We start from the raw sequence: 26,177 nt of genomic DNA, 5'->3' as shown, positions 1-26,177 counted from the left end.
ACCGGCTATTGCGCCGACTACCGGTGTCTGAATCATGTCGAATAGTGTTTCCACCGTCATTGTGCCACCGTTGATCAGGCATTCTTCTTGTCTTTCACATACTCATTGTAAGTCTTCGAATAGTCCGTATGGGCGCGCGCCGTCATGATGAACCAGAACGCCGCTATCGCCATGCCGAGCGCCGTGAACCCCGCCCACATGACGGTCGGCATGGCCTGCGCCAGCACGAAACCCATGATCGCCGAAGCAACGATGCCGGCCACGAACACCCAGACCACGCGCCAGCCCTCCGGCGTCACGGGATAGGAGCCCTGCCCGCCATTGGAACGCACGAACCAGATATCGCCCCGACGTTTGGACATCAGCCAACGCTTCCTTCGAGCGAGATGCCGATCAGCTTCTGCGTCTCGGCCATGAATTCCATCGGCAGCTGCTGCAGCACGTCGCGCACGAAGCCGTTGACGATGAGCGTCACCGCCTCTTCCTGCGACAGGCCGCGCGACTGGCAATAGAACATCTGGTCGTCGGAGATCTTGGACGTCGTCGCCTCATGCTCGAAATGGGCCGAGAGCGTCTTCGCCTCGATATAGGGCACGGTATGGGCGCCGCATTTGTCGCCGATCAAAAGCGAGTCGCACTGCGTGAAGTTCCGGGCATTGATCGCCTTGCGGTGCGCCGAGACGAGGCCGCGATAGGTGTTGTCGCTGCGCCCTGCGGCGATGCCCTTCGACACGATGCGGCTCGAGGTGTTCTTGCCGAGATGGATCATCTTGGTGCCGGAATCGACCTGCTGGCGGCCATTCGAGATGGCGATCGAGTAGAACTCGCCGCGCGAATTGTCGCCGCGCAGGATGCAGCTCGGATATTTCCAGGTGATGGCGGAGCCGGTCTCGACCTGGGTCCAGGAGATCTTGGCGTTGCGGCCGCGGCAGTCGCCGCGCTTGGTGACGAAATTATATACGCCGCCCTTGCCTTCCTTGTCGCCCGGATACCAGTTCTGCACCGTCGAGTACTTGATCTCGGCATCCTCGAGGGCGATGAGCTCGACCACCGCGGCATGGAGCTGGTTCTCGTCGCGGGTCGGCGCCGTGCAGCCTTCGAGATAGGACACGTAAGCGCCCTTATCGGCAATGATGAGCGTGCGCTCGAACTGGCCGGTCTTCTTCTCGTTGATGCGGAAATAGGTCGAAAGCTCCATCGGGCAGCGCGTATTGGGCGGCACATAGACGAAGGAGCCGTCGGAGAAGACCGCCGAATTGAGCGCGGCATAGAAATTGTCGCCCTGGGGGACGACCGAGCCCAGATATTTCTTCACGAGCTCGGGGTGCTCGCGGATCGCTTCCGAGATCGAGCAGAAGATGACACCGGCCTTGGCCAGCTCTTCCTTGAAGGTGGTGACGACCGAGATCGAATCGAACACCGCATCGACCGCGACCTTGCTGCCCTGGACGCCCGCCAGCACTTCGCGCTCGCGCAAGGGGATGCCGAGCTTCTCATAGGTCTTGAGCAATTCGGGATCGACCTCATCGAGGCTCTTCGGTCCCGACATGCTCTTGGGCGCTGCATAATAATGCAGATCCTGGAAATCGATCTTGGGATGCTTGACCTTGGCCCAGGTCGGCTCATCGACCTGAAGCCAGCGGCGATAGGCCTCGAGGCGCCATTCGAGCATCCATTCGGGCTCCCCCTTCTTCTTCGAGATGAAGGCGACGATGTCCTTGTTCAGGCCCTTGGGGGCGAGCTCGGATTCGATCTCGGTGGTGAACCCGTATTTGTACTTGTCGACGTCAATATCCTTGACGAGTTCGATCGTGTCGATATCGGCCATTTTCTTCAGTCCTATGCCGCTTTCCGCCGGGCCTTGAGCTTCGCCCAGGCGGAGATGAATTTTTCGATGTCGTCGGCCGTCGTGGTCCAGCCGAGGCTGACGCGCAAAGCCGCACCCGCCAGATCGGGGGCAACCCCCATCGCCTGCAGCACATGCGATTTCGCCACCTTGCCAGATGAGCAGGCAGAGCCCGAGGAAACCGCAAAACCGGCAAGATCGAGCGCCATCAGCGCTGTTTCGGCGGAAAGGCCGGGTGCCGCGAAACAGCTGGTGTTCGGCAGGCGCTCCGCCTCGGCGGCGAAGATCACCGCATCTTCAAGCCTCGATTCAAGATGGTCGCGCAGCGCCTTGATTTCGAGTCCTTTTTCGGCGATCGCGGCGGCGAAACCGACGATCGCGGCAATGTTCTCGGTGCCGGCCCTGCGGCGCAATTCCTGGCCGCCGCCATGGATCAAGGGTTCCAGCGCCAGCCCATCGCGAATGATGAGGGCGCCTGCCCCTTGCGGGCCGCCCAGCTTGTGCGCCGAGAGCGTCAGGAGATCGACGCCCAGCAGGCCGAAATTGACGGGCATCTTGCCAACGGCCTGGACCGCGTCGCTGTGAACGAGGGCGCCATGCCGGTGCGCCAGGGCTACCACATCGCGTATGGGCTCGATGACGCCGGTCTCGTTATTGGCGAGCATCACGCTGACCAGCGCCTTGGGCCCAGCCCCGAGCAGCCGGTCGAGCGCTTCGAGATCGACGATGCCCCGAGCATCGACAGGAAGGATGGCGACGGGCTTGCCCGTGGCCTTCGCCGCCTCGAGGACCGAGGGATGTTCGATTGCGGAAACGATCAGACGTTCGACCGCGACGCCCTTCAGCGCCAGGTTGTTCGCTTCGCTGCCGCCCGAGGTGAAGACGACCATGGGCGCCAGGACACCAAGGGCGCGCGCCACGGTCTCGCGCGCCTCATCGAGCAGCGCATGGGCGCGCCTGCCCTCGCCATGGATGGACGACGCATTGCCATGAAGCTCAAGCGCCGCCAGCATCGCCTTGCGGGCGTTCTCGCGCAGCGGGCTCGTGGCATTATGGTCAAGATATATGCGCATCGATCTCGTTCTGCTGCGGCTTTCGCACATAACGCGCCTTGGCCTGGCGGATCGAGGCCGCCAACGCCAGGTTGCGCTTGTTGACCACATCGTCGAGCGTGACATTGGCCAGGAAGGTGTTCACCTGCCTTCCGATCGAGGACCACAGATCATGGGTGCAGCAGCGCTCGCCCCTGACGCAGCCATCGACCGCGTCGCCCTCGCAGCGCGTCACCTTCATCGGCTCGTCGACCGCAGCGATGACGTCATAGATGACGATATCATCGGCGGGATGCGCCAGCCGGTAACCGCCGCCCGGTCCCCTGGCGCTCTGCACCAGGCCCGCCTTGCGGAGCTTCACGAAAAGCTGCTCGAGATATTCCTGGCTGATGTCCTGGCGCGCGGCGATCTCGGCCAGCGACACGGTGCGGCCCTCGCCATTCTGGCCGATATCGACCATGGCCATCACCGCATATCTGCCTTTGGTAGAGAGTTTCATGGTTGCTTTTCCGCTGCCGGCTCTTTGAGAAAACTTGCCATTTCACCCCGGAGCCGTGCTAAGAGCCGGTCTCGCCCGGCGTCCCGTGGGATTCTATATTTCTTTGAACAATTCTAAACAAGGAAATAGAATATCCGACTACGGGAGTCAACTATTTCGCCGGAATTTGCCCTTTTTCAATAACCGCCAGACGCAGAACAGGATCGACACTCGCTCATGCCTGAAGTGATTTTCAATGGGCCGGCCGGCCGTATCGAAGCGCGCTATCATCATTCCAAGGCCCAGGGCTCCCCGATCGCGATCCTCCTGCATCCCCATCCGAGCTTCGGCGGCACGATGAACAACCCTATCGTGCATTCCCTCTATTATATGTTCGCCCAACGCGGTTTCTCGGTGCTGCGCTTCAATTTCCGGGGTGTGGGCAGGAGCCAGGGCCTGTTCGAGAACGGCGCCGGGGAACTTTCCGATGCTGCTTCCGCCCTCGACTGGTTGCAGTCGCATAACCGGGAAGCCAAGATCTGCTGGATCGCCGGCATCTCCTTCGGAGCCTGGATCTCCATGCAGCTCCTGATGCGCCGGCCGGAAATCTCGGGCTTCATCTCGGTGGCGCCGCTCGCCAAGCATTACGACTTCTCGTTCCTCGCCCCCTGCCCGGCCTCCGGCCTGTTCGTCAATGGCGACAAGGACACGGTGACCCCGCCCGAGGCCGTCAACACGCTGGTGACCAAGCTCAAGACCCAGAAGGGCATCGTCATCGAGCACAAGGTGATGCCGGGCGCCAACCACTTCTTCCAGGACAAGATCGACGACCTGACCAAGATCTGCGCCACCTATCTCGACAAGCGGCTGGCGCGCGAGGCGTAACGACATGAGACGGCCAGAGCCGCCTCATGTCAGGTTAGCGAATTCATCCGAGGGTTTCGACGCTGACAAGTCGAATTTTGCCGTCGAACAGTTCGGCGATGTATGTCGAAATGTTGTCTGAAAACTCGTCCATCAGGTTAAGTCCTTCAGGATCGTAGTCATTTTCAGCAACAAGCCTCAGCTTGCCGTCCTCGAAGGTGCACGTGACGTTGTTTTCGCGTGGATAGTGAAGCCTGAACTCCTCTGTGATGTCGCGCGCCGCTTCCTCGCCTGCCGTTGCTGGTACACCGTGACATTCCAAGGTGATGCGATACATATGACTACCTCATGAAATGAGCGTCTGGGCGAGGAAGTTCACATCGAGGTCAGAAAGCCCAAGAGAACGACCTTAAGAGCCGTAACTCTTCTTCATGAAGAATAAAGGGGGGACGCAGCTAAACGCGAGGAGGCGCCGAATAGGTCCGGCGCTCCCCCATTTTGTGCGAAGGAACTACTTCTCCTCGCTGAGCAGCGCCTTGTAAACGAGGCCGCCCAGCGCGCCACCGATCAGCGGAGCGACCCAGAACAGCCAGAGCTGCTGCAGCGCCAAGCCGCCGGCGAAGAGCGCAGGTCCCGTCGAGCGCGCCGGATTGACCGATGTATTGGTCACCGGGATCGAGATCAGGTGGATGAGCGTCAGCCCAAGACCGATCGCGATCGGCGCAAAGCCCACCGGTACCGATTTGCCCGTGGCGCCCAGGATGATGATCAGGAAGAAGGCGGTCAGCACGATTTCGCAAATCAGCGCAGCCATGAGCGAATAGCCGCCCGGCGAATGCTCGGCAAAGCCGTTCGTGGCAAAGGCCCCGGGCGCCGCGGGATCGATCGCGAAGCCCGCCTTGCCGGAGGCAATGAGATAAAGCACGCCCGCCGCGACAACGGCGCCGATCACCTGGGCAATGATGTAGGGAATGACCGAGCCCCAGGAAAAGCGACCCGCGGCTGCAAGGCCGACCGAAACGGCCGGGTTGAAGTGACCGCCGGAAATGCCCCCCACCGCATAGGCCATGGTCAGCACCGTCAGTCCGAACGCGAAGGATACGCCAAGCAGGCCAATGCCGACGTTAGGGAAGGCAGCGGCCAGAACCGCACTTCCGCAACCGCCGAGCACCAGCCAGAATGTACCAAACAACTCTGCCGCAAGCTTCTTCTGCATGTGAATCCCCATCCGACTCAGTTGAGCGAGTCTGAGCTTTTGTATTCTTTCCTGTCGAAAGTTCAAACCGGATCGTGCTGCGCGCGCAACGTCTCGGCCGACTGGCGGACAACTTCGGAAATCTGCTTGAGCTGCTTGCCGAGCGGGCTTGTCTTGCGCCAGACCATGCCGATCGTGCGTGCGGGCTGCGGGTTCTTGAAGCGCGCGATGGACACGGAGGCCGAGCGTGTCTCCACCGCAACGGCCATTTCCGGGATCAAGGTGACGCCGATGCCGGCGCTGACCATCTGGACCAGCGTCGACAAGGAACTCCCGTCCAGCAGCTCCCGTGGCCGCACCGAATGCATGTTGCAGAACGACAGGGCCTGATCGCGGAAGCAATGCCCCTCCTCCAGCAGAAGCAGCCGCATTTCGCGCAACGCCTTGCTGTTGGGCACCGGCTTTCCCGCATCCTCGCCAGGCCGGACCAGCACGAAATTCTCGGTGAACAGCGCCACCTCGGTCAACGACGGCTCCGACACCGGCAAGGCGACGATAGCCGTGTCGAGCCGGCCTTCCGCCAGCTCCTCGATCAGCTTGCGCGTCAGCGTCTCGCGCACGTGAATGACAAGACCGTCATGCGAGCGGGTCAGGCTGCCGATGATGGTGGGCAGAAGATAAGGGGCGACGGTCGGGATCACGCCTATGCGCAGCCGCCCCGCCAGCCGGTCCTGAGAGGTGCGCGCCAGGTCGCCCAGCTCGTCCACCGAACGCAATATGTCGCGCACCCGCAGGGCAAATTCCTCTCCGAAGCTGGTCAGCCGCACTTGCCGCGCGCCCCTCTCGAAGAGCTCCGTGCCGAGTTCCTCTTCCAGCTCCCGGATCTGCACCGACATAGCGGGTTGGGAAATCGCGCAAGAATCCGCCGCGCGTCCGAAGTGGCCATGCCGCACCAACGCCTCGAAATAGCGAAGCTGCTTGAGCGTCAGGTTTGTCATAACGTCATCTTATCGCTCCAATGAAAAAATCCAACTTAAATTAATTGTGCAAGTCTGGTACGAAGTGGTGATGAAGAGGAACCGGATGTCACAATTTTCTCGCATCGTAGCCGCCGACCATGCACGGGCGGTGGCTCGCAGAGATCATCCGGGCAGCTAGCCAGCGCCACCCGGAGCTCAGGGTGGGCCTCATTCCCAGCACTCAACTCAGCCAGGATCGGAGATAAAAATGGACACAAAAACCAAAGAGAGCACGGGCAAGTGCCCGGTCATCCATACGAGCGTCGTCAGGAAGAATCGCGACTGGTGGCCGAACCAGCTGAACCTTCAGGTTCTCCACCAGCATTCGAGCTTGTCCGATCCGATGGGCGAGGCGTTCGACTACGCCAAGGAATTCAAGAGCCTCAACCTGAATGACGTGATCAAGGACCTGCATGCGCTGATGACGGATTCGCAGGACTGGTGGCCGGCCGATTTCGGCCATTACGGGCCGTTGTTCATCCGCATGGCGTGGCATAGCGCCGGCACCTACCGCATCGGCGACGGCCGCGGCGGCGCCGGGGCCGGCCAGCAGCGTTTTGCGCCGCTCAACAGCTGGCCGGACAATGTGAATCTCGACAAGGCACGCCGGCTGCTGTGGCCGATCAAGCAGAAATACGGCCGCAAGATCTCCTGGGCCGACCTCATGATTCTCACGGGCAACGTTGCCCTCGAATCGATGGGCTTCAAGACATTCGGTTTCGCCGGCGGACGCGAGGATGTCTGGGAGCCGGAAGAGGATATCTACTGGGGTCCGGAAGGCAAGTGGCTGGCGGACGAGCGCTATAGCGGCGACCGCGATCTCCAGGATCCGCTCGCCGCCGTGCAGATGGGCCTGATCTACGTCAATCCGGAAGGCCCGAACGGCAACCCTGACCCGCTCGCCGCGGCGCGCGACATTCGCGAGACGTTCAAGCGCATGGCGATGAATGACGAGGAAACCGTCGCGCTGATCGCCGGCGGCCACACTTTCGGAAAGACCCACGGCGCCGGCGATGCGGCCTTGGTGGGGGTGGATCCGGAAGGCGCCGATATCGAGGAGCAAGGCCTTGGCTGGAAGAGCAAGTTCGGTACCGGCAAGGGCGGCGACGCGATCGGCAGCGGCCTGGAAGTCATCTGGACCACGACGCCGACGAAGTGGAGCAACAACTTCTTCTGGAATCTGTTCGGCTACGAATGGGAGCTGACCAAGAGCCCGGCCGGCGCCCATCAGTGGAAGCCGAAACATGGCGCAGGCGCCAATACCGTTCCCGACGCGCATGACAAGTCGAAGCGGCATGCCCCTTCCATGCTCACCACCGACCTGGCTTTGCGATTCGACCCCGAATATGAAAAGATCTCGCGGCGCTTCTACGAGAATCCGGATCAGTTCGCAGACGCATTCGCCCGGGCGTGGTTCAAGCTCACTCACCGCGACATGGGTCCGATCGTGCGGTATCTCGGCCCCCTCGTCCCGAAGGAAGAACTGTCCTGGCAAGACCCTGTCCCCGCGGTCGATCATGAGTTGATCGGGGATAAGGACATTGCGGCTCTCAAGGCGAAGATCCTCGCCTCCGGCCTCACGGTCTCCCAGCTGGTCTCGACCGCCTGGGGGTCGGCGTCGACATTCCGCGGCTCCGACAAGCGCGGCGGTGCCAATGGCGCGCGCATCCGGCTTGCGCCGCAGAAGGATTGGGACGTCAACCAGCCGGCTCAGCTGGCCGAGGTGTTGCGGAAGCTCGAGGCGATCCAGAAGGAATTCAACGCCTCGGCTGGGACCAGGAAAGTCTCGCTTGCTGACCTGATCGTTCTCGGCGGCAGCGCCGCCATCGAGCGGGCCGCGAAGGCCGGCGGGCACGATGTGAAGGTGCCCTTCACGCCGGGCCGCATGGACGCCTCGCAGGAGCAGACCGACATCGACTCCTTCGCTCCCCTTGAACCGACAGCCGATGGTTTCCGCAACTATCTGCGCGGCAGGCAGCGCCTTTCGGCCGAGGAATTGCTGGTGGATCGCGCGCAGTTGCTGACGCTGACGGCGCCTGAGCTGACGGTCCTCGTCGGCGGCCTGCGCGTCCTCGGCGCCAATGCCGGGAAGTCACAGCACGGTGTCTTGACGAAACGCGCCGAGATGCTGACCAACGACTTCTTCCTCAATCTGCTCGACATGGACACGGAGTGGAAAGCGACGTCGGACGCGAGAGACGTGTTCGAAGGACGCGAGCGGGCGACGGGCGAGCTCAAATGGACCGGCACGCGCGCCGATCTCATCTTCGGCTCGCACTCGCAGCTGAGAGCGCTGGCCGAAGTCTATGCCTGCACCGACTCTAAGGAGAAGTTCGTCAAGGACTTCGTGGCGGCGTGGACCAAGGTGATGAACCTGGACCGCTTCGATCTGGTCTGATCCTGGTGAACTGCCCCCGCATTTCTCCAAGAGGGCCGCATGGTCGCGAGACCGTGCGGCCTTCTTAGTGCGGAGCCTTGCTGTTCTCGTTCCGAGAACTCAGACTAAAAGTCAGCCTCCCCTCACCCACTTAGCCGTCACATGCCTGAGCTTGTCGGGATTGCGCATCACATAGATGGCGGTGATCCTGCCATCCTCGATCTCGAAAGATGTGGTCTGCGGCAGGCCGTCGACCTCGATGGTCGCAAAACCCGGCATGTGGTTGATATGGGCAAAGCGCACTGGCGGCAGGCCGGCATATTCGAAGCCCTTCCGGCCGTAACCGGCAATGAACTGGGCCACCTGGTCGATGCCTTCGAGGATCTTGGGGGCCGCCGACCGCTTGCCGCCGCCATCGGAACGGAACACCACATTGTCGGCGAGAAGCTTGGTAAGCCCGATGAGGTCGCCGGTGCGCGAGGCGGTGTAGAATGCCTTGGTGATGGCGCCCTCCTCTTCGGCGCCGACCTTGTAGCGCGGCCGGCTGCTGCGCAAATTCCTGCGGGCCCTGGCCGCCAGCTGGCGGGCGCTTTCCTCGCTGCGACCGATCGCTTCGGCCACCGCCGGAAAGCCCATCTCGAATATGTCATGCAGCAGGAAGGCCGCGCGCTCGACCGGCGACAGTCTTTCGAGCGCCAGCATCATCGCCACCGAAAGATCGCCGGCAAGCTCCTCCTCGGGCGAGCCTGGATCGGCCAGTCCTTCGACCAGCGGCTCCGGCAGCCAGGGACCGACATAGGTCTCGCGCCGCATGCGCGCCGATTTGAGCACGTCGAGACAGAGCCGTGTCGTGATCCGGGCGAGAAAGGCCCTCGCGTCGACCACGGCGCTCGTGTCCGCCCGGTGCCAGCGCAAATAGACGTCCTGGACGATATCTTCCGCCTCGGCATAGGAGCCGAGCATACGATAGGCGATGCCGGTCAGATATTTGCGATGCGGTTCGAAGGCCTTCTCGTCCATGGCTGGCTCCATCAGGCACCCGGCCTGGTGCCGGGAACGGTACGGAACGCGACCGAAAGCCGGTTCCATATGTTGATGGTTCCAATGGCGAAGGTCAGCTTGGCCACCTCCTCTTCGCTGTATTCCTCGCGCACCGCCTCCCATTCACTGTCGGGAATATGGGTATCGGCGAGAAGGGTCACCGTCTCGGTCCAGGCCAGGGCGGCCCTTTCCCTGGCGTTGAATTGCGGGGCCTCACGCCAGGCGCTCAGGAGATAGAGCCGGTCCTCGCTTTCGCCATCGGCACGCGCTTCCTTCATATGCATATCGATGCAGTAGGCGCAGCCATTGATCTGCGAAGCCCGCGCTTTGATGAGATGCAGCAGCTTCTTGTCGACGCCGCTGGCCCTGACCTTCATCTCGAGATTCAAGGTAGCCTGCAGGAGGTCGGAATTGATGGATTTCGACAGTCTCATGGGATGATCCTTTCGTGTTTCCCATAAGACGAGGCAGGCCGGGCGCGTGTGACATGCGCAACCATTTTCTTTCAGGCTTCCGTCACGCCAGTCAGTAGCGCAGATAGGGTTGCCGTTCGGCCAACCATGCCTGCTCGTCGGGTCTGGTGAGCGCCTCGAGGTCGTGCGGCGTTGCCGCCCTGTCGTCGACCCACTCCTTCAGGAGCGGGCCGCCATTTATGACATCGATGGCGAGCCGGCTTTCATACTCATAGGGAAAATCGCGCCACAGAGGATAGTCCGGATGCAGGCGTCGGACAGCCTTGAAGGCGAGCGTCTGGATGCGCCACGGCTTGAACGCCTGGTGATCGTAGCCCGGACCTTCGGTGTGGATCTGCACGCCGTTGCAGAGCTTGCCGACATGCTTGTGGAAGGTCGGCTCGAACCAGCAATCACGGAGCACGCAACCGTTGAGCCATTGCGGCATCAGTTCGCGCATCTCGGCGATCAGACGGCGCGCGTCGATGTCGGGCGCGCCGAACAGCTCGAGCGGCCGCGTCGTGCCACGCCCCTCGGACAGGGTCGTGCCCTCGAGCATCACGGTGCCCGGATAGGCGCGCGCCATCCACAGATTGGGCGCGTTGGGACTGGGATTGACCCAGCTGCGCTCGCCGATCTCCCAGCCGAAACCGGGCGCCGCATCGGGCCTCCAGCCTTCCATCTCGATGATCTGGTAGTCGACATCGAGCTTGAAGTGCTTCACGAACCACAGGCCGAGCTCGCCGAGTGTCAGCCCGTGGCGCATCGGCATCGGGCCCGCGCCGACAAAGCTCTCCCAGCCCGCGCGGAGCGTCAGACCTTCGACGGGCCGTCCGACCGGGTTTGGGCGATCGAGCACCCACACCGATTTTCGGTGCTTCGCCGCCATCTCCAGGCAATTCCGGAGTGTGGTGATGAAGGTGTAGATGCGGGTCCCCAGATCCTGCAGATCGACAAGCAACACGTCGAACGTGTCCATTGACGCATCCGTGGGCTTCCGCACGGCGCCATAGAGGCTGAAGACCGGGATGTCGTGGACCGGGTCGCGGTGGTCGGGCGATTCGACCATGTTGTCCTGCTTGTCGCCGCGCAGCCCATGCTGCGGGCCGAAGGCGGCGGTGAGCCTCACATCGCCGCATGCGCCGAGCGCATCGAGCGAATGCGTCAGGTCGCGCGTGACGGAGGCCGGGTGCGCAAGCAGCGCCACGCGGCGGTCCTTGAGCGGCGCCCGCAATTTTGGTTCGGCGACCAGCCGATCGATTCCGAATTTCATGATCGGGCACGCTGGGGCAAGCTCAAGCGCAAAGCAATAGGAATAGTGAAGTCCACCCGGCCCGGCCTACGCTTCGCCGCCCAGGGCGGTGTAGAGTTTGACACTTTCTTTTCCCGTGGTAAGAGCCCCGTTTTATTAGATTCAGGCCTGTTCATGAGCAAGTTTTCGTCCGAATTCCTCAACACGCTTTCCACCCGCGGCTACATCCATCAATGTTCCGATTTCGACGGGCTGGACCAGCTCGCGCGCAAGAACGAGGTCAACACCTACATAGGCTTCGACTGCACGGCGCGCTCACTGCATGTGGGCTCGCTCGTCCAGATCATGCTGCTCTACTGGGCGCAACAGACCGGCCAGAAGGCGATCGCCCTTATGGGCGGCGGTACCACCAGGGTCGGCGATCCGAGCGGGCGCGATGAAGGCCGCAAGCTTCTCACCATCGAGGAGATCGAAGAGAACAAGCGCGGCATCCAGAGCGTCTTCGCCAAGTTCCTGAAATTCGGGAACGGGCCGAAGGACGCCATCATGGTCGACAATGCCGAATGGCTGACCCGGCTCAATTACATCGACATGCTGCGCGATATCGGCCGGCATTTCTCGATCAACCGCATGCTGACCATGGACTCGGTGAAGCTCCGGCTCGAACGCGAGCAGGAAATGTCGTTCATCGAGTTCAACTACATGATCCTGCAGGCCTATGATTTCACCGAGCTGGCGCGCCGCTACGGCACCAACCTGCAAATGGGCGGCTCCGACCAGTGGGGCAATATCGTCACCGGCGTCGATCTCGGCAGGCGCATGGGCACGCATCAGCTCTATGCGCTGACGACGCCGCTGATCACGCTCAGCTCCGGCGCCAAGATGGGCAAGACCGCCGCGGGGGCCGTGTGGCTCAATGCCGACATGCGCTCGCCTTACGAATACTGGCAGTTCTGGCGCAACAGCGAGGATGCCGACGTGGCGCGCTTCCTCAGGCTCTTCACCACCTTGCCGCTCGGCGAGATCGAGCGGCTGGCGGCGCTGGGCGGGGCGGAGATCAACGACGCCAAGAAGACCCTGGCGACGGAAGCGACCGCCCTGCTCCACGGCAAGGACGCCGCGGCGGAGGCGGCCGAGACGGCGCGCCGAACCTTCGAGGAGGGCCAGGCCGCCGAGGGCCTGCCGACCATCGATGTGCCGGCGGCCAGCTTCCGCGATGGCGGTGTCGGGCTTCTCAATGCCCTGGTCATGGCCGGCCTTGCCTCATCCAACGGCGATGCGCGCCGGCAGATCCAGGGGGGTGCCGTGCGCGTGAACGATGCCGCGGTCAGCGACGACAAGCTCAAGCTCACCGAAGGCTCCTTCAACCAGGAAGGGGTCATCAAGCTGTCGATGGGCCGCAAGAAGCACGTCCTGCTCAAGGCGGCATCGTAAGGTTGCGCTGGCGAAGGCGGGCAGGATCAACCCGCTCCTAATTCGTCCGCTCGCGCCGTTTCATCGGCGGGCCGCTGCCATATTCGAAGAACTTGCGCAGGATGCCGGGCGCTATGGCCGAAACCGGGTTCACCTGGAAGCGCGGGCGCGCCATCGTCCCGCCCACCGCATAGGTCAGGCCGAAGATCCCTTCGCCCTTGCCGCCGGTGAGGATGTCGCCCAGGATCGGGATCTCGCCCACCGCCGCATTGAGCGCATAGGCCGGTATGATCGTGCCGTCGATGTCGATGGCGCCGTCGGTCTTGCGGATGAGGCCTTGCGCGGTGGCGCCGAGCTCCGGCCCCTTGATCAGCGTGTCGCCGATGCGGATGAATCGCGTATCGCTGGTGAACGGCAGAGTCAGGCGCGAGAACACCACCCCGTCGTTCTTGCGCGGACCTGCCTTCTTCGGCCTGCCCTTCTGGTCGAGCTCGGCAAGGGCGGCCTCGTCGCGCACCTCGAAGTCGCGCAGGGTCAGGCGGCCATTGCGCACCGATGAATCGCCGCCGCCGCCGAGCCGTGCCGAAAAGTCGATCTGGCCCCCGGCGACCTTCGAGTAGAGATTGGCGGCCCTCAGTGCCGCCCCCGCATCGCGCCCGGCGATGCGCAGGTCGCGCCCACCGTCATCGGCGGGCGTGATGCGGATGGTGATCGGCTGACCGCTGATGAACGAGCCGTTGAGCGTGCCGCGTTCCACATAGCCGTTGCGCAGGTTAAAGCTTCCGGCCACGCCGGTGACGACTTCTCCCCTGTGGGCATAGACCTTGTCGACGACGGCATCGACGATCAGCACGCCCTGCCTCTTGCGCGCAGCGGCATCATCACCGGATGGCCGGCTGGCGAACAGCGAGCGGATGAGCGGGCGGGCATCGAAGCTCTTGCCATTGATCGACACGTTCGTGGCATCATCGCTTTGCGAAACGGAGACGCCGAAGCGGTTGTCTTCATTCAGCACCACGGTCGGGAACCTGGCGTCCGACACATTGCCGCTGCCGTTTATGGCGATCTGCCCCTTGAGCAGGAAGCCTTCGCCCTTGATGGTGAGATTGTCGATCCGGCCGGCCTTGCCCTCCCCCGGCACATAATCGAAGCTCGCGCTGGTCCTGGGCGCCGGCGGACGCCACCAGTCGATCGCGGCAAGCCGCAGCGAGGCCTTCGACAGGTCGGCATCGACCTTCACCTTGCCGACCCGGTCGCGGAAGTCCTGCACCGTCACCTTGACCTTCACGGGCCCCGTCAAATAGTCATTGACCTTGGCGCCGAGCACCTCGCGCTTCTTGGCGTCGAGCTCGGTCTCGATGATGGCATTCTGCGGGCTCTCCGGGCCGCCGTCGCGCCACCAGGTGATCTTGGCGGCGATGTCGTTGAGCTTCGCGGTGCCCTGCGCTCTGATGGCATCCTCGGTGATCTTGAGATCGATCACACCGGCGCTCAGATCGATGCCGTCGAGCGCCTGCTTGAGGCCGGCATCGCGGATCTTCGCCTCGGCCGAAACCTTGACATCGTCGCGGCTGAATATCTTCTTCAACGGCAGATGCAGCTCGAGCGCGACGGTGGCGTCGCCCGTCATGGCCCGCGTCTTGCCGCCGCTCTTGCTGACGAGATTCAAGGGGTCGAGATCGAGATATTCGATGAAGGCGGGGACATCGCCCTTGCCCTCGAGATGTATGTCCGCCGGCGTCATCGGGGCCAGCAGCGCCTTCATCTTGAGGGTGCCCTTGCTGAGATCGACCGTCTTGCCTGACGGCACTTGAACCACGCCCCTGTCCAGCCGCAACGAGAATGTGTCGCCGCCCAGCGTGCCCTCGCCGGAGGCTTTGCTGATCGGCGGCAGGCCGCCGAAATAAGTCGTCGTCACGCCATCGAGCCCGAAGCGTGCCGAAATGGCGTCATTGGGTATGAGCCTGTTCCTGAGCCCGTCGGCCAGCGCATCCACCGGCAGGTTGATGGCGAACTCGCCATCGGTGATGCGGCCGGCGAGAATATTGGTGTTGACCCATTTGCGGGTATTGGGGGCGATGACGGGCGGCCACAGGCGCTTCAGGATCGGAGCCGGCACGTCCCTTATGCGCCCGGCGAGCCTGATGCCGACCGAGCGGTCGCCGCCGGTGAAGGTGCCGCGCAACCTGACCCCGGCATTGCCGGCCATGATCACCGCATCCTCGACATCGAAGCGGGGCTCGCGCACCGACGCCACGCCGGAGAAATCAACCCGGTCGATGGCGATCTGATCCTTGACGACAGTATTGGGGTCAAGGCTGAGATTGCGGGCGCTGATCTCGATCTTCAGCGCCTTGAGGCGCTTGTCGGCCTCACGCTCGGGCGTGAGGCGGCCCGAAATCTGCGCCGGCGTGCCGCCGATGAGCAAGGTCGAATCGCTGATGACCATGCCGCCGGTCTTGGGATCGAAGTCGAGGCGCAGCAGGCCTTCATCGACCGCGATCGGCTCGGCGATGAAGCCCGGCAATCCCACTTCGCCCGCCGATGCGGTGAACTCGGCGGAGGCGTTGCGGATGTCGGCATTCTCGCCGACTTCCATCTCGACATGACCGGACAGCGGCAGCTTCACCTGAGCCAGTTTCGACAAGGCAAAAATGTCGTCGGCGATGTTGGCGGGCACGAGGTCGCTGATCCGCGCCGACACGGCGAAGGACTTGCGCTCGAGGCGATAGCTCGCCGAGATCTCGGCGCGCCAGGGCTCGCCGCCGCTGGCGATCGATGCTTCCGAGAAGAGCGTGAAGCCATAGGGCATCCGCTTGAAAGCCAGGCTCGCCTTGGGGATGGCGAAGCTCGTGCCGTTGATCTCATCGACGAGCTGGATGACCGCTTCGCTGACCAGGATGCTGTCGAGGCTGGCGATCGTCGCATTCGCCTTCTCGGCGCCGGGCATGGCGCCGCTCAGGAAGTCGATGACGGTTGCCCCCTGGGTCTCGGGCGGTATCTGCTGGAGATTGGCTTCCTGGTTGGCCTTGCCGCCGGCATTGTTGGGCCCGTCGGCGGCCTTGTGCTCATCGAAGCCGAGCTTGAAGCCGCCATCGAGCGTGCGCCTGACGACGATGCGCGGGCCAATCAGCTCGATCTGCTTGGGCACCACCGTGCCCGCCATCAATTCGCTGCCGTCGACGCCGATGGCAGCCTTGGGGGCGCGCGCGATCACCTCGCCCTGAGGGCCGGCGAGCTCGACATTGCGCAGCCGGAAATGCGGCATGCCGGTGCCGGCGTCGCGCTCGATCTGCACGCCTTCCAGCCTTACGCGAAGGCCGCCGAGATTGGAGTTGACCCGGCTCTGGATGTAGTCGCGCATGAAATCCAGCGACACCGGTCCGGTCATCAGCCTGATGAAAAACACCACGCCCACGACGAGGGCAATCGCCGTGAGACTTGCAAGAACCAGCGCCGTCGTTTTCCAAATTCGCCGCAAACTGCGCAGCCCCGAGTAAAGAAATTCGCCTATCTACCGCCACGCGTCGACGGCTCGCACCGCCATACAGACCGTCAGACCCAAGAATTCGCAAACCGTCCGGAAACGCCTGAATGCCGTCCGACTGCCACCCCCTCGCCCCAGCACACAACCCTGACGACAGCCACCGGCGAGATAAGCCCATCAATGACGGCCAAACAATGGCGGACGCCTTTGCCGGTCCTAGCTCGCCTCCGTTGTCAGTTTCGAGGATTCTCTCGGCAAATCAAGGTCCTCTTTAGCCGATTCCCGGCCACTGCCATCACGGAACGGAGGGGCCGAGGCTCGAGCGGATGCGCTCCTGGAAATAAGCGACACCGGCCTCATGACGGGGCGACAAGGGCCCCGGCGAATAAGCGCCCGACGCGTAGTTCTTATGGGTCTCAAGGCAGATCTCGAAGTCCTCGCGCACAATGGCGAGGTTGCGGGCGATGAGGTCGTCGCGTTCCTTGGCCTTGGCATCCGACGTGTCGGCGAAATAAAAATTGTAGATGAGCTCCGTGCGACCGGGGCCAAGCGGGTTGATCCGCGAGGTGTTCATGCCGCCGTCGAACAGCGACAGGGTCCAGTTCGGCCACATCCACAGCCATTTGCCGCGGTAGAACAGGCCGTCGCGCGGCGGCGCCGTCATGCGGATGAGCCCGTCATGCGCGGTGGTCTTGAACTGCTCGAAATCGATGGCGGCAAAGAACTGCGGATGGATGCCCGGTATGTGATAGCCTTCGACGAAATTGTCGGTATAGATCTTCCAGTTGGCATCGAACACCATGCGCTCGGTGCGCATCGGGGTGTAGCTTTCGATCGGCTCATCGGCGAGCTCACCCACCACGTCGGCAAGCTGCCGTTCGAGGGACATGGCCGGATCGATGGCGATGAACAGCAGGCCGCGCCATTCGGCGACCGGAATCTCGGCCAGCCGCCAGTCCTCCAGCCGGAAATCGGGATCCTCGCCGAACCACGGCACATTCATGAGCCGCCCGTCATCGGCCCACACCCATTGGTGATAGGGGCAGCGGATGGTCGGACAGCGGCCATTGCCTTCCTCGAGGAGACGGGCGCCGCGATGGCGGCAGAGATTGCGGAAGCCGCGCAGCTTGCCGTCCCTGCCTCTTATCGCGAAAACCTTGTGGCCGGCGATCTCGACGGCGCAATACTCGCCGCGCTGGGCGACCTGGGAAACCGGCCCCAGCAACTGCCACGTTCTGGCGAAAAGCTCGGTTCGCTCGCGGTCGTAGATCGAAGGGTCGACATAATAGCGCGGATCGAGATTGAGCATGACACCTGCCTTGCTGCCTATGAGTGAGGCTAACCCATCAGCTTCGCAAAGCTCAAGCCCGCATCAGTCGATATCTTCCACCTGCGATGGTCCGCCGCCATGCACGCGCTGGGCGAGCGATGCGGCCATGAACTCGTCGAGCTCCCCGCCCAGCACGGCCTGCGGGTTGGTGCTGGTGGTGCCGGTGCGCAGATCCTTCACCAGCTGATAGGGCTGGAGCACATAGGACCTGATCTGATGGCCCCAGCCGATATCGGTCTTCTTGGCATTGGCGGCGTCGATCTTCTCCTGCTGCTTCTGCAGCTCCAGCTCGTAAAGCCTGGCCTTCAGCATCTTCCAGGCGGTGGCCCGGTTCTTGTGCTGTGAGCGCTCGCCCTGGCAGGCAACGATGATGCCGGTCGGGATGTGGGTGATGCGCACGGCCGAGTCGGTCGTGTTCACATGCTGGCCGCCCGCGCCCGAAGCGCGATAGGTGTCGATACGGCAGTCGCTTTCATTGACCTGGATATCGATCGTGTCGTCGATGACCGGATAGACCCAGATCGAGGCGAAGGATGTGTGGCGCCGGGCATTCGAATCGTAGGGCGATATGCGCACCAGCCGGTGCACGCCCGATTCCGTCTTGAGCCAGCCATAGGCATTGTGGCCCTTGACCTGGATGGTGGCCGATTTGATGCCCGCCTCTTCGCCCACATGCTCGTCGAGGACCTCGACCTTGTAGCCATGCTGCTCGCCCCAGCGCACATACATGCGCAGCAGCATATTGGCCCAGTCCTGGCTTTCGGTGCCGCCGGCGCCGGCATTCACCTGCAGGAAGGCGTCGTTCTGATCGGCTTCACCCGAGAGCAGCGTCTCGATCTCATGCTTGCCGACCTCTTCCTTGAGGCCGGCCAGCGCCTTCTCGGCATCCCTGACGATCGCCTCGTCGCCTTCCGCCTCGCCGAGCTCGATCAGGCCGGTATTGTCCTCGATCGTCTGCTCGAGGCGCTTGACCAGCCTGATGCGGCTTTCGAGATCCTGGCGCTTGCGCATGACATCCTGCGCCACCTGCGGATCGCTCCACAGGGCCGGGTCTTCCGAGCGGGCGTTCAGCTCGGCAAGCTTCTTCTGGGCATTGTCCCAGTCAAAGATGCCTCCTCAGCAGTCCTATGGACTGCTTCATCTCGTCGACGAGATTGATGATTTCGGCGCGCATTGTTCCGGCTTCGAATTGAGTTACCCGTGAAGCGGGCTCAATAAAGGCCGCCGGTGCCGGTCGTCAACCCACCTTCGATCACGGCCTCGCTCTCCGGCGGGCTGGCGGCCGCGCCATTGAGCGGCACGCCCGAGGCTGCGACCTGATCGTCGCCAATGACCTTGGTCCTGGATGGCGGCTCCTCGCCCGGCTTGAAGGCCTCGAGAATGACGCCCGAATCGCCGAACAGGTCGCGCTGGCCGCTCTTCACGTTGATCGGGATGAGCTCGATGCCCTTGGGAACCCGGAACGGCGTGGCCGGCTTGTCCTTGAGCGCCATGCGCATGAAATCGGTAACCACCGGGGCGGCAAGCTCGCCGCCGGTGCGCCCCTTGCCCATCGGCTTCGGATTGTCATAGCCGATATAGACGCCCACCGTCAGATCGGGAGTGAAGCCGATGAACCAGGCATCACGCTCGTCATTGGACGTGCCGGTCTTGCCGGCAACCGGCTTGCCGACCATCCTGAGCTTCTTGCCGGTGCCGCGCTCGACGGCGCCCTCCATCATCGAGGTGATCTGATAGGCGGTATAGGGGTTCATCACCTCGGGGCGGACATCGAACAACTCGGGCTCCGCCTGTCCGTGCCAGTCCTGTTTGCCGCATTGGTCGCATTCGCGCTTGTCGTGCCGAAAGATGGTCTTGCCGTAGCGATCCTGCACGCGGTCAATGAGCGTCGGCTCGATCTTCTTGCCGCCATTGGCAATGATGCTGTAGGCGGTCGTCATCTTGAGCAGCGTGGTTTCGCCGGCCCCCAGCGCGTAGGCCAACCGGTTCGGCACCTTGTCGTAGATGCCGACACGCTGCGCCAGCTCGCCGATCCTGCTCATGCCGAGATCGTTGGCCAAGCGCACCGTCATCACATTGCGCGACTGCTCGATGCCACGCCGCAAGGTCGAGGGGCCGTAATACCTGTCCGTGTAATTCTTCGGCTTCCAGGTTTCGCCGTTCGACATCTTGAACTCGATCGGCGCATCGAGGATCACCGAGGACGGCGTGTAGCCATTGTCGAGCGCTGCCGCGTAGACAAAGGGCTTGAAGGACGAGCCCGGCTGGCGCAGCGCCTGCACGGCGCGGTTGAACTGGCTCTTGCCATAGGAGAAGCCGCCGACCAGCGCCAGGACACGGCCGGTATGCGGGTCCATGGCCACCATGGCACCCTCGACATCGGGAAGCTGGGCCAGATGATAGAGCCCCTGCGTCTTGTCGGGGGCGACATAGATGATGTCGCCCACCGCCAGAACATCGGCCGCCTTCTTGATCTCGGGGCCGAGCTTGCTGCCGTCGACATATTTGCGCGCCCAGGTCAGCAGCGCCAGCGGGATGGTCCCGGTTTCGCGCTTGTTGTCGATGGCGCCCGAGATCAGGGTCGCGGGCTGCAGGCCGATCTTCGCCCCCGTATCATCGACCGCGAGCACGATAGCGAGCCGCCAGGGATCGAGATCGCCCGGCACCTTGATCTTGCCGATCGCCTCACCCCAGTCGCCCTCGGCCGGGACATTCTTGACCGCGCCACGATAGCCGCGCTTGCGATCGAAAGTGATGAGGCCGCGCGCCACCGCCTGGCGGGCATAGATCTGCAGCTTGGGGTCGAGCGTGGTGCGCACCGACAGGCCGCCCTTCATCAGCTTGTCCTCGCCGTAGATCTGCACCAGCTCGCGGCGCGCTTCCTCGGCGAAGGATTCGGCGGCGAAGAGCTGGGCGCCGAACGGACGCGGATTCACCTCGAGCGGCTTGCCCTGGGCCGCATCACGCTCCGCGGCCGTGATGTAGCCGTTGTTGTACATCTCACCCAGCACCCAGTTGCGCCGCTCGATGGCGCGCTTGGTCTGGCGGAAAGGGTGATAGTTATTGGGGCCCTTGGGCAGGGCGGCGAGATAGGCGATCTCCTCGAGCGAAAGCTCGTTCAGCGATTTGCCGAAATAATTGAGCGACGCAGCCGCGACGCCATAAGAGTTGAGGCCGAGGAAAATCTCGTTGAGATAGAGCTCGAGGATCTGGTCCTTGTTGAAGGCCTGCTCGATGCGATGCGCGATGATCGCTTCCTTGACCTTGCGTTCGACTGAACGCTCGTTGGTGAGCAGGAAGTTCTTGGTCACCTGCTGGGTGATGGTCGAAGCGCCGACGATCTGTCCCTTGCCCGTCGCCTTCACTTCGATATAGCGCAACGCCGCCGCCGCGAGGCCCGGCCAATCGAGGCCCTGATGCTGGTAGAACGTCTTGTCCTCGGCCGAGATGAAAGCCTGGATGAGCCTCTTCGGGATATCGTTGACGGGCACGAAGAGCCGGCGCTGCTCGGCATATTCGGCCACCAGCGTACCATCGGCGGCGTGCATGCGGGTCATCACCGGAGGCTCGTACTGGGCAAGCTGCTTGTAGTCGGGCAGTCCTTGCGACATGTCCCAGATCACATAGCCGACCCCCCCGGCTATCCCCAGGAATGCAATAAATCCGACCGTGAACAACCAACCTAAAAATCTAAGCATCTTGCCCCTGAGACAGCTCCCGAAGGTCCGGCGCGCATCCCGGCGAAGTGGCTTCACTTCGCCGAAAGGGATTCGCGCCAAATCAATATCTTGGAGCAAATCCTTACCGCCAGAGTCGCCAACTTTGGCGGGATTTGCTCCGATAACTCCTGCCGATCAGCGCTTAGCACGCTTTCCGCCGCATGCCCAATCACCGATTGAGCAGCGGTAGGAGGCAAATGTGGCGGGCTGGTGTCGCCCGCCCCGGCTTCGCGCGGCGCTATTGGCGGGCGGCGAGCTCGGTTGCGAAATAGGCATCGATGGCCTTGGCCATCGCCTGCGTCACGTCGCTCTGCCATTTGGGCGACACCAGCAGGGCCTCATCGGACCGGTTCGAGAGGTAGCCGAGCTCGAGCAGCACGGAGGGCACATCCGGCGCCTTCAACACCACGAAGCCTGCCGAGCGGGTCGGCTTGCCGGTCATGTGGGTGACGAGCTGCAGCTGCGTGGCGGCTTTTCTGGCAAAGAACATCGAGTGGTTCTTCGTCTCGCGCTGGGCGAGCTCGATCAGAATGTCGGTGACTTCCTGATTCTCGGTGGCGAGATCCATGCCGCCGATGATGTCGGCGCGGTTTTCCTTTTGCGCCAGCGCTTCGGCCTCCGCGTCGGAAGCCTTCTCCGACAGCGTGTAGAGCGTCGCTCCCCTGACCGACCTGCCGCGCACGGTGTCGGCGTGGACGGCGATGAACAGGTCGGCCTGATTCTCGCGCGCAACAGCAACGCGCTGCTTGAGCGACAGGAACGTGTCGGTGTCGCGCGTCAGCACCACCTCATAATTCTTGTTGCCTTTCAGGCGGTCGCGCAAGGCGCGGCTGAAGGCCAGCACGACGTCCTTTTCCTTGGTGCGGCGGACACCGACGGCGCCCGGATCGATGCCGCCATGTCCCGGATCGATGACGATCACCCGCCGGCCATCGGCGCGCTTGGCCGGCATGGGACGCTCGATCGCGGCCGGCTCGGTGCCGGGCTTGGGCAACGGCAACGGCGCGGAGGTCGCGGTCTCCACATTGTCCCCGCCGGATGCGTCGTCTGCCTGGGCCGCGGGATTGAGGGGCGCCGGACGTGTCGCCTGGTCGGCAGCATGGGCCATCAGGAAGGTCTTTTCATCCGTTTTGACGAGATCGACGACCAGGCGGGCTGGCTGCCCGTCCTCCGGCCTGACCAGGAAGGATTTGCCGATCAGCACCGGCCCCGTGGCCTCGATCACGATGCGCGAGCGGCCCTTCCCCAGCGGCCCGAAGCGGTAGGCGCTGACAAGGCCAAGGCCCTGCTCGCCGGCGTCAGAGGCCAGGTCGAAACTGACATCCGGGAGATCGATCATCACCCTGTAGGGGTCAGGGAGGACATAGACGCTGTAGCTGACGGGTCGGCTCAGATCGGCGACAAAGCGGGTCTTGCTGTCATCGCCCGCCACGCGGGCGGCCAAAGCGGTGACGGGCTCGGCATGCGCCCCTGCGGCCGCGACCATCGCGGCCAGCGTCAGGATCACGCCAAGAAATACGCCTAAGCCCCAATTTTTATGCAGGAAACCCGACATGGTCCGTGGAACCCAAATCATCGGGGCGAGCCTAGCGGCGCGGTGGTTAACCTAAAGTTTCCAACGCGCCCGAAAAAATTCCCTTAGGTTATCCTCCTAAGCTTGCAAAAGGCGCGCCGTCTGCCTAAACAGGCTCGTAACCCTCCGAGCCGGCAGAGCGGGACACAAAGTCCAGAGCGAAGCCGCCGGAGCGTCGAATTCCGCTACGGACGGGCTCCGGGATCTTAAAACGATAGCCCCTTCGGATGCGTTTCAGTACGGGCCCGCAATGGGGCGGACCCACTGCCCTTTTGGGGTGGCACCCAGATACCCGGGCAGATGCGTTGAACCGTTCCGGCACGGCCGGGACATGTGGATAACTACAGGCATGAACCATCCCGCGCTGACACTTTTACCGGAAGGGCCGCATCCAGCCGCCGCTCCGGGCAGTGCGCGGTTGCGCTTAGCGCTCAGCATGCCTCTTACGCGCGAGCCGGCGCGTGGGCCTTCGCAACGTCTCCTACCCGGAACCGAGACAGAAGCCGCCCCGCCTCCGGCCGACGCAGAGGATAAGGAAATATGGGCAGCAAGATGCTCATCGACGCCACCCATGCGGAAGAGACCCGCGTGGTGGTGGTTCGCGGCACCCGCATCGAAGAATTCGATTTCGAAAGCGCCGCGCGCAAGCAACTGAAGGGTAATATCTACCTCGCCAAGGTCACCCGTGTCGAACCGTCGCTGCAGGCGGCATTCGTCGATTACGGCGGCAACCGGCATGGCTTCCTGGCCTTCTCGGAAATCCACCCGGATTACTACCAGATCCCGGTCGCCGATCGTCAGGCGCTGCTGCGCGAGGAAGAAGAGGAAGCCCGCCATCAGGCCGATGATGACGTGCATCCGCCCCGCGCGGAGCGGGCCGGAAAGCGCGAACAGCATCATGACGACGATGGCGATCACGGCGAAGCCAATGGCGAGAACGGCCACGACGCCGCCGAGGGAGCATCGCCCGAGACCCAGGAGGCCGAGCCCTTTGCCGCCCCCAAGGTCGAGCATGGCCTGCCCGCCGAGATCGGCGACGGCATCGAGACCGTCGAAGAGGACGCGGAAGCCCAGAAAGTCGATTCGGTCGGCGCCGAGGACGCGCTCGAGGAAGTTCCGCAGCGCCGCCGCCGTCCGCAGCGGCGCGTCTACAAGATCCAGGAAGTCATCAAGCGCCGCCAGGTCATCCTGGTGCAGGTGGTCAAGGAAGAGCGTGGCAACAAGGGCGCGGCGCTGACGACATATCTTTCGCTCGCCGGGCGCTATTGCGTGCTCATGCCCAACACCGCGCGCGGCGGCGGCATCTCGCGCAAGATCACCGACTCGACCGACCGGCGCCGGCTCAAGGAGGTTACGCGCGACATCGAAGTCCCGGCCGGCATGGGGCTCATCGTGCGCACCGCCGGTGCCCAGCGCACCAAGACCGAGATCAAGCGCGATTTCGACTATCTGATGCGGCTGTGGGAGAATGTTCGCGATCTGACGCTGTCGTCGACGGCCCCTGCCCTCGTCTATGAGGAAGGCAGCCTGATCAAGCGCTCGATCCGCGATCTCTACAGCAAGGATGTCGACGAGGTTCAGGTCGAAGGCGATGACGCCTATCGCGAGGCCAAGGACTTCATGAAGATGCTCATGCCGAGCCATGCGCGCAACGTGAAGCTCTACAAGGACACGCGGCCGCTGTTCTCGCGCTTCCAGGTGGAAACCCAGCTCGACAGCCTGTTCTCGCAGACAGTCACGCTGCAGTCCGGCGGCTACATGGTCATCAACCAGACCGAAGCCCTGGTGTCGATAGACATCAACTCGGGCAAGGCGACACGCGAGCACAATATCGAGGATACCGCGCTCAAGACCAATCTCGAGGCTTCCGATGAGATCGCCCGGCAATTGCGCCTGCGCGACCTTGCCGGTCTCGTGGTCATCGACTTCATCGACATGGAGGAGAAGCGCAACAACCGTTCGGTGGAGCGGCGCCTCAAGGAAGCGCTGAAGAACGACCGCGCCCGCATCCAGGTCGGCCGCATCAGCCATTTCGGCCTGCTCGAAATGTCGCGCCAGCGCCTGCGCCCGAGCCTTCTGGAAGGCTCGACCCGCGTCTGCCCGCATTGCGAAGGCCGTGGCATCGTGCGCTCGGTATCGTCCTGCGCGCTGTCCGTCATGCGCGCCATCGAGGAGCATCTCATCACCCGCAAGGCCGAGAACCTCACGGTCAAGTGCCATCGCGACGTGGCGGCCTATGTGCTGAACGAGAAGCGCAACCACCTTCTCGATCTCGAGGCCTCCTACGGCATCTCGATCTTCATCGTGCCGAGCGATGACGTGAAGGGCTCGCAAGTGCAGGTCGAGCGCGCCGGCGAGCGTGCCGTGCCGCAGCGCAAGACGGCCGTCGCGCCGGTCAAGATCGATACGGCCTTCCAGGACCGGGAAGAAGTGCCGGAAGCCGAGGCTGTGGCCGAAGACGAGGGCGAAGAGGATGCCGAGGCGCCGCAGCAGGCCGAGAGAGCCGAAGGCGAGCCGCATGGCGGTGGCGACAGTTCGCGCCGGCGCCGGCGCCGGCGTGGCCGGCGCGGCGGGCGCCGTGGCCAGGAGCGCGACCAGGGCTTTGCCGGAAATGGCGGCGAGCGCGACGATGTTCCAGGTATGGGCGACCAGCCCGGACTCGAGTCCGCCCCGGAAGCGGAGGCGGAAGCCGATGAACCGGCATCTGCGGAAGAACCCGCCGAGCACGAGGCCGGCGAGCGCCGCGAGGGCCATGGCGAACAGGAAGACCGTGGCGAACGCAATCGCGGCCGGCGCGACAGATGGGGCCGCAACCGCCGCAACCGCAATCGTCAGGACCGCAATGGCGGCGGCGAAACGGCGCCGGAGGCTGCGGCAAGCGAGGTTGATGCCGAACGCAGGGAGCCCCGGCACGAGGAAACGCCGGTGCCGAAGCCTGTCGAGCGCCCCAAGGTCGAGCCTGTGCCCGTACCGGAGGAAGCCTATCAGCCGCCCAAATGGCAGCCGCCCGCCCCGACGGTCAGCGAGCGCCCGGCCCAGGCCAAGTCAGGCTGGTGGAGCAAACGAGGGTAAGCGTTGC

19 protein-coding genes are annotated in these 26,177 nt (G+C 63.3%); 4 read left to right on the top strand and 15 right to left on the bottom strand.

All coding sequences use genetic code 11. The annotated features are described in order from the left end of the window. Window positions 1-74: 74 nt before the first annotated feature. The 4 genes from DT068_RS18965 to DT068_RS18950 are packed head-to-tail and all read right to left on the bottom strand — an operon-like array spanning window position 75 to window position 3,397. On the bottom strand, window positions 75-362 hold the full coding sequence (locus DT068_RS18965; protein ID WP_119391450.1) for a hypothetical protein: 288 nt from the start codon (window positions 360-362) through the stop codon (window positions 75-77). Next, window positions 362-1,828, bottom strand: coding sequence for a Fe-S cluster assembly protein SufB (sufB, locus tag DT068_RS18960; RefSeq protein ID WP_119391449.1), 1,467 nt, complete (start codon window positions 1,826-1,828; stop codon window positions 362-364). Before sufB ends, DT068_RS18965 begins: the two co-directional genes overlap by 1 nt. Before the next feature lie 11 nt (window positions 1,829-1,839). Beyond that, a complete protein-coding gene (locus DT068_RS18955; protein ID WP_119391448.1) occupies window positions 1,840-2,919 on the bottom strand; it encodes a cysteine desulfurase family protein in 1,080 nt (359 codons plus the stop codon). Next, entirely contained in the window at window positions 2,903-3,397 is a 495-nt protein-coding gene (locus DT068_RS18950) for an Rrf2 family transcriptional regulator (RefSeq protein WP_119391447.1), read from the bottom strand. Before DT068_RS18950 ends, DT068_RS18955 begins: the two co-directional genes overlap by 17 nt. Before the next feature lie 216 nt (window positions 3,398-3,613). Here DT068_RS18950 and DT068_RS18945 point away from each other — a divergent pair, with 216 nt between their 5' ends. Further along, window positions 3,614-4,261: an alpha/beta hydrolase gene (locus tag DT068_RS18945; RefSeq protein ID WP_119391446.1), complete on the top strand. Its 648-nt coding sequence runs from the start codon at window positions 3,614-3,616 to the stop codon at window positions 4,259-4,261. A gap of 43 nt (window positions 4,262-4,304) precedes the next feature. Here DT068_RS18945 and DT068_RS18940 read toward each other — a convergent pair whose 3' ends face one another. The 3 genes from DT068_RS18940 to DT068_RS18930 form a co-directional block, all read right to left on the bottom strand. Further along, the gene (locus DT068_RS18940; protein ID WP_119391445.1) at window positions 4,305-4,577 is read right to left on the bottom strand and encodes a hypothetical protein; all 273 of its coding nucleotides are present in this window, start codon (window positions 4,575-4,577) and stop codon (window positions 4,305-4,307) included. Window positions 4,578-4,751: 174 nt separating this feature from the next. Then, window positions 4,752-5,456 carry an aquaporin Z gene (gene aqpZ, locus DT068_RS18935; RefSeq protein WP_119391604.1) on the bottom strand — a complete coding sequence of 235 codons (705 nt, stop codon included), beginning with the start codon at window positions 5,454-5,456 and terminating at the stop codon, window positions 4,752-4,754. A gap of 62 nt (window positions 5,457-5,518) precedes the next feature. Then, entirely contained in the window at window positions 5,519-6,433 is a 915-nt protein-coding gene (locus DT068_RS18930) for a hydrogen peroxide-inducible genes activator (RefSeq protein ID WP_119391444.1), read from the bottom strand. Between the two features lie 229 nt (window positions 6,434-6,662). Between DT068_RS18930 and katG the strand changes: the two genes are divergently transcribed. After that, window positions 6,663-8,852, top strand: a complete 2,190-nt coding sequence (katG, locus tag DT068_RS18925) for a catalase/peroxidase HPI (protein ID WP_119391443.1) — start codon at window positions 6,663-6,665, stop codon at window positions 8,850-8,852. A gap of 111 nt (window positions 8,853-8,963) precedes the next feature. Here katG and DT068_RS18920 read toward each other — a convergent pair whose 3' ends face one another. The 3 genes from DT068_RS18920 to DT068_RS18910 form a co-directional block, all read right to left on the bottom strand. Then, entirely contained in the window at window positions 8,964-9,851 is an 888-nt protein-coding gene (locus tag DT068_RS18920; RefSeq protein ID WP_119391442.1) for a sigma-70 family RNA polymerase sigma factor, read from the bottom strand. Between the two features lie 11 nt (window positions 9,852-9,862). Then, a complete protein-coding gene (locus tag DT068_RS18915; RefSeq protein ID WP_119391441.1) occupies window positions 9,863-10,306 on the bottom strand; it encodes a carboxymuconolactone decarboxylase family protein in 444 nt (147 codons plus the stop codon). 91 nt (window positions 10,307-10,397) lie between these two features. Further along, window positions 10,398-11,597 carry an exo-beta-N-acetylmuramidase NamZ family protein gene (locus tag DT068_RS18910; protein ID WP_119391440.1) on the bottom strand — a complete coding sequence of 400 codons (1,200 nt, stop codon included), beginning with the start codon at window positions 11,595-11,597 and terminating at the stop codon, window positions 10,398-10,400. A 153-nt stretch (window positions 11,598-11,750) separates the two neighbouring features. Between DT068_RS18910 and tyrS the strand changes: the two genes are divergently transcribed. After that, window positions 11,751-13,010, top strand: coding sequence for a tyrosine--tRNA ligase (gene tyrS / locus DT068_RS18905; protein WP_119391439.1), 1,260 nt, complete (start codon window positions 11,751-11,753; stop codon window positions 13,008-13,010). A 37-nt stretch (window positions 13,011-13,047) separates the two neighbouring features. Here the strand turns inward: tyrS and DT068_RS18900 are convergent, their stop codons facing one another. From DT068_RS18900 to DT068_RS18880, 5 genes are all read right to left on the bottom strand, one after another. After that, window positions 13,048-16,470 (bottom strand): YhdP family protein, encoded by a 3,423-nt coding sequence (locus DT068_RS18900; RefSeq protein WP_162914303.1) that lies wholly within the window; start codon window positions 16,468-16,470, stop codon window positions 13,048-13,050. 301 nt (window positions 16,471-16,771) lie between these two features. Beyond that, entirely contained in the window at window positions 16,772-17,785 is a 1,014-nt protein-coding gene (locus tag DT068_RS18895) for an aromatic ring-hydroxylating oxygenase subunit alpha (protein WP_119391437.1), read from the bottom strand. 63 nt (window positions 17,786-17,848) lie between these two features. Then, window positions 17,849-18,980 (bottom strand): peptide chain release factor 2 gene (gene prfB / locus DT068_RS18890; RefSeq protein WP_119391436.1). Its coding sequence is split into 2 segments (ribosomal slippage): window positions 17,849-18,910 and window positions 18,912-18,980, totalling 1,131 coding nucleotides; the frame shifts between segments, so codons are not numbered across the junction. Between the two features lie 37 nt (window positions 18,981-19,017). Next, a complete protein-coding gene (locus tag DT068_RS18885) occupies window positions 19,018-21,504 on the bottom strand; it encodes a penicillin-binding protein 1A (protein WP_119391435.1) in 2,487 nt (828 codons plus the stop codon). 259 nt (window positions 21,505-21,763) lie between these two features. After that, a complete protein-coding gene (locus DT068_RS18880) occupies window positions 21,764-23,032 on the bottom strand; it encodes an N-acetylmuramoyl-L-alanine amidase (RefSeq protein WP_368904823.1) in 1,269 nt (422 codons plus the stop codon). A gap of 606 nt (window positions 23,033-23,638) precedes the next feature. Here DT068_RS18880 and DT068_RS18875 point away from each other — a divergent pair. Then, window positions 23,639-26,170: an Rne/Rng family ribonuclease gene (locus DT068_RS18875; RefSeq protein ID WP_119391434.1), complete on the top strand. Its 2,532-nt coding sequence runs from the start codon at window positions 23,639-23,641 to the stop codon at window positions 26,168-26,170. The last annotated feature ends 7 nt before the right edge of the window (window positions 26,171-26,177 follow it).

It is taken from the genome of Taklimakanibacter lacteus, from assembly GCA_003576695.1.
In the GTDB taxonomy this organism is placed as follows: Bacteria; Pseudomonadota; Alphaproteobacteria; order Rhizobiales; family Aestuariivirgaceae; genus Taklimakanibacter; species Taklimakanibacter lacteus.
This window is presented reverse-complemented; position numbering and strand designations above follow the sequence as displayed.

Coding starts and splice junctions, on each gene's coding strand:
- DT068_RS18965 (WP_119391450.1), bottom strand. CDS start 362: ATGTCCAAACGTCGGGGCGATATCTGGTTCGTGCGTTCCAATGGCGGG.
- tyrS (WP_119391439.1), top strand. CDS start 11,751: ATGAGCAAGTTTTCGTCCGAATTCCTCAACACGCTTTCCACCCGCGGC.
- DT068_RS18920 (WP_119391442.1), bottom strand. CDS start 9,851: ATGGACGAGAAGGCCTTCGAACCGCATCGCAAATATCTGACCGGCATC.
- DT068_RS18885 (WP_119391435.1), bottom strand. CDS start 21,504: ATGCTTAGATTTTTAGGTTGGTTGTTCACGGTCGGATTTATTGCATTC.
- DT068_RS18945 (WP_119391446.1), top strand. CDS start 3,614: ATGCCTGAAGTGATTTTCAATGGGCCGGCCGGCCGTATCGAAGCGCGC.
- DT068_RS18915 (WP_119391441.1), bottom strand. CDS start 10,306: ATGAGACTGTCGAAATCCATCAATTCCGACCTCCTGCAGGCTACCTTG.
- aqpZ (WP_119391604.1), bottom strand. CDS start 5,456: ATGCAGAAGAAGCTTGCGGCAGAGTTGTTTGGTACATTCTGGCTGGTG.
- DT068_RS18940 (WP_119391445.1), bottom strand. CDS start 4,577: ATGTATCGCATCACCTTGGAATGTCACGGTGTACCAGCAACGGCAGGC.
- DT068_RS18930 (WP_119391444.1), bottom strand. CDS start 6,433: ATGACAAACCTGACGCTCAAGCAGCTTCGCTATTTCGAGGCGTTGGTG.
- DT068_RS18895 (WP_119391437.1), bottom strand. CDS start 17,785: ATGCTCAATCTCGATCCGCGCTATTATGTCGACCCTTCGATCTACGAC.
- katG (WP_119391443.1), top strand. CDS start 6,663: ATGGACACAAAAACCAAAGAGAGCACGGGCAAGTGCCCGGTCATCCAT.
- DT068_RS18950 (WP_119391447.1), bottom strand. CDS start 3,397: ATGAAACTCTCTACCAAAGGCAGATATGCGGTGATGGCCATGGTCGAT.
- DT068_RS18910 (WP_119391440.1), bottom strand. CDS start 11,597: ATGAAATTCGGAATCGATCGGCTGGTCGCCGAACCAAAATTGCGGGCG.
- DT068_RS18875 (WP_119391434.1), top strand. CDS start 23,639: ATGGGCAGCAAGATGCTCATCGACGCCACCCATGCGGAAGAGACCCGC.
- DT068_RS18955 (WP_119391448.1), bottom strand. CDS start 2,919: ATGCGCATATATCTTGACCATAATGCCACGAGCCCGCTGCGCGAGAAC.
- sufB (WP_119391449.1), bottom strand. CDS start 1,828: ATGGCCGATATCGACACGATCGAACTCGTCAAGGATATTGACGTCGAC.